The following is a 3,232-nucleotide window of genomic DNA, read 5'->3' as shown; positions in this document are numbered from 1 at the left end:
TTTTGATAAAACCGGAACCTTAACCACTGGTAATTTTAAAATTAAGTCGCTGGAATGCCTAAATATTTCCCAACAAAAGGCAGAATCAATTATTTTCGGAATTGAAGCCTATTCAAACCACCCTATCGCAAAATCCTTGGTTAAGGAATTAAGTATTAAATCGCCAGAAAAAATAATTTTCGTTAAGGTGAATGAAGAAAAAGGTTTAGGAATGACTGCGGTGGATACCGAAGGAAATAGCTATCAATTTGGATCAAAACATATTTTACAGTCTGACGAGGATACAAGCAATTTTAGTCTATTCTTAAAGGTTAACAATGTTTTAGCAGCCAAAATTGCAATTGAAGACGAAATTAAGCCCGATGCAGCCTATTTAATTAGTACACTAGCCGATTTAGGTATAAAACCTATTCTTTTAAGTGGGGATCAAAAAGAAAAGTGCGATGCTCTTGGCTCCTATTTAGGGATTGATGAAATTTATTCTGAAACCATGCCACATCAGAAACTAGAAATTATTGATATCATTAAAAAAAGAGGTAAAACGGCGATGGTAGGCGATGGCATTAATGATGCACCTGCGTTAACAAGTTCTGATGTTGGAATTTCAATGAGTGATTCTAGTTCGATTGCTATCCAATCGGCGGAGGTAGTTTTACTTCAAAGCGACCTTTCAGCGATAATTAAAATGTTAAAAATTGGGAAACATACGCTCTTAACGATTAAGCAGAACCTGTTTTGGGCCTTTTTCTATAATGTAGTTGCAATTCCAATTGCAGCCGTCGGATTATTAAATCCTATGGTTGGAGCTTTAGCGATGGCCTTTTCAGATGTAATTGTTATAGGTAATTCCATCCGATTAAAAACAAAATCGTTATAATTGTGCTTTAAAGCAGGATTAATGATTGAGATATATACAGATGGTGCTTCGAGTGGTAATCCTGGCCCTGGTGGTTATGGTGTAATACTACGTTCTGGAAATCACTATAAAGAACTATCTGGAGGATTTCGTAAAACTACTAATAACCGTATGGAGCTTCTTGCTGTTATCACGGGTTTGGAGAGTATAAAAGTAGTCGGACAAGAAATCATGGTTTATTCCGATTCCAAATACATTATTGATTCAGTTGAAAAAAAGTGGGTTTTTGGATGGGTAAGAACCGGTTTTAAAGGAAAGAAAAATAAAGATCTTTGGCTTCGTTTTTTAGATGTTTACAAATTACATCATGTAAAATTTACTTGGGTAAAAGGCCATAATGGTCACCCTGAAAATGAAAGATGCGATGTGTTGGCTGTTCAAGCCGCTCAACAAAAAAATTTGTTAGTTGATAGTTTTTTCGAAAAGGAAGAGCTTAAGCTCAACATTTAATCAACACCACCAACAATTCCTGTTTTATAAAGCAGTTGATTTAATTTATCTTCAGAATTATCCATAATATTTTGAGACATTAATGATTCAGCTTTCCGGACCATATTTTCAGATCCAATAAATATTGCCGAGCGTTGATGTAGTGAGTGTACATCTTTTTCAAGAATTCGATTATAGCCATCTGTAGCGCGGCCTCCAGCTTGTTCAATAATAAAAGCCATTGGATTACATTCATAAACAAGCCTAAGTTTCCCGTTGGGTGCACTTGATGTTGTTGGATAAATAAATATTCCTCCCTTAATCATATTTCGGTGAATGTCAGCTACCATAGATCCAATGTATCGTGATGTAAAGGGTCTTAATGTAGCAGGATCTTCAACTTGGCAGTATTTTAAATATTTTTTCACTCCTTCAGGAAAGTGAACGTAATTACCTTCATTGATTGAATAAATTGTTCCATCTTTTGGAATTCGCATTTTGGGATGTGAAAGACAAAATTCACCAATGGAAGGGTCGAGAGTAAATCCATTAACCCCTTTTCCAGTGGTATAAACGAGCATTGTTGAAGATCCATAAATAACATATCCAGCAGCTACTTGTTCTGTTCCCTTTTGTAGAACATCTGCTATAGTAGCCTTACCAGTTAAAGTTGTTCGTCTATAAATAGAAAAAATAGTCCCGACAGCTACATTAACATCAATATTTGATGATCCATCTAAAGGATCTATTGCAACAATATATTTGGCATCTTTTGAAACTTCACCATCTATATAAACAAATTCATCATTCTCTTCTGAAGCCACAATACAACATTCACCTCCACTCTGAAGTGCTGATATAAATTGTTCATTAGCAAACACATCCAGTTTTTTTTGGGATTCTCCTTGGATATTCATTGTGCCAGCCTCACCCAAAATATCCATCAATCCTGCTTTATTAACTTCACGATTTACAATTTTAGAGGCAATTCCAATATCCCTTAAAAGACGAGATAATTCACCCTTTGCAAAAGGAAATTCACTTTGATTTTCAATTATAAATTGTCCTAATGTTAATAATCCTTGCATAATATTTGTTTATAATTATCTATTACCTAATTCTATTACTTCTAGATCATTAATTTTCTTTTCATTGATACTAAATCGAAGAAGTGTTCGCACTTTATGCCAACCATGCTTACCTGCAGCACCTGGGTTTAAATGCAGTGATCCTATTTTTTTATCATAAATTACTTTTAAAATATGCGAATGGCCTGAAATAAATATACCAGGAGGATGAGTGTAAATATCATCTTTGATACGAGCATTATATCTACCGGGATACCCACCAATGTGCGTCATAAATACGCTCATTTCTTCACAATCAAATCTTAAGTTTTCGGGATAAACAGAACGTAAATCACTTCCATCAATATTTCCATAGACCCCTCTAAGTGGTTTAAATAAACTTAACTGATCGGCAAGTTCTATACTTCCAAAATCACCAGCATGCCAAATTTCATCACATTTATCAAAATGCTTAAAGACTGCGTCATCTAGAAAGCTATGCGTATCTGATATTAAACCTATCCTCATCTTAAAAAATGGTTAGAAAATCTTTAAGAAGATTTTGATATTCTGCGGTATATATCCCCGGAGTCTCGTAGATAACAAACTTATCATGATTTGGTTCTGTAGAATTTAATCCTATTTTAAATATTCTTCTATGTGCGATAGAATCCGCAAAGGAATAAACCATTTTAATGCCATTTATGTGCAAATTAGGCATTGATTGAATTAATTTTTCAATTAAATTAGAAGTTTCCATCGGCAAAATCAAGAAAATGCAGCCATTTTCAGTTAGTTTACTGGCGGATTGAATTAATAA

The 3,232-nt window shown here is 34.2% G+C and carries 5 protein-coding genes; 2 read left to right on the top strand and 3 right to left on the bottom strand.

Annotated elements, in window-relative coordinates; translation table 11 throughout:
* Both ACILQF_RS11965 and rnhA read left to right on the top strand, forming a co-directional pair.
* Nucleotides 1-877: heavy metal translocating P-type ATPase (locus ACILQF_RS11965; protein ID WP_395627636.1), on the top strand; the 877-nt coding region annotated here is incomplete at its 5' end.
* A 21-nt stretch (nucleotides 878-898) separates the two neighbouring features.
* Nucleotides 899-1,366 (top strand): ribonuclease HI, encoded by a 468-nt coding sequence (gene rnhA / locus ACILQF_RS11960; RefSeq protein ID WP_395627635.1) that lies wholly within the window; start codon nucleotides 899-901, stop codon nucleotides 1,364-1,366.
* Here the strand turns inward: rnhA and fbp are convergent.
* The 3 genes from fbp to ACILQF_RS11945 all read right to left on the bottom strand — a co-directional run.
* On the bottom strand, nucleotides 1,363-2,433 hold the full coding sequence (fbp, locus tag ACILQF_RS11955; protein ID WP_395627634.1) for a class 1 fructose-bisphosphatase: 1,071 nt from the start codon (nucleotides 2,431-2,433) through the stop codon (nucleotides 1,363-1,365). The genes rnhA and fbp overlap by 4 nt on opposite strands.
* Nucleotides 2,434-2,448: 15 nt before the next feature.
* Nucleotides 2,449-2,940, bottom strand: coding sequence for a metallophosphoesterase family protein (locus ACILQF_RS11950; protein WP_395627633.1), 492 nt, complete (start codon nucleotides 2,938-2,940; stop codon nucleotides 2,449-2,451).
* 1 nt (nucleotide 2,941) lies between these two features.
* On the bottom strand, nucleotides 2,942-3,232 hold a 291-nt coding region (locus ACILQF_RS11945; protein WP_395627632.1), incomplete at its 5' end, for a hypothetical protein.

The organism is Daejeonella sp. (genome assembly GCF_044232565.1).
Lineage (GTDB): Bacteria > Bacteroidota > Bacteroidia > Sphingobacteriales > Sphingobacteriaceae > Daejeonella.
This window is presented reverse-complemented; position numbering and strand designations above follow the sequence as displayed.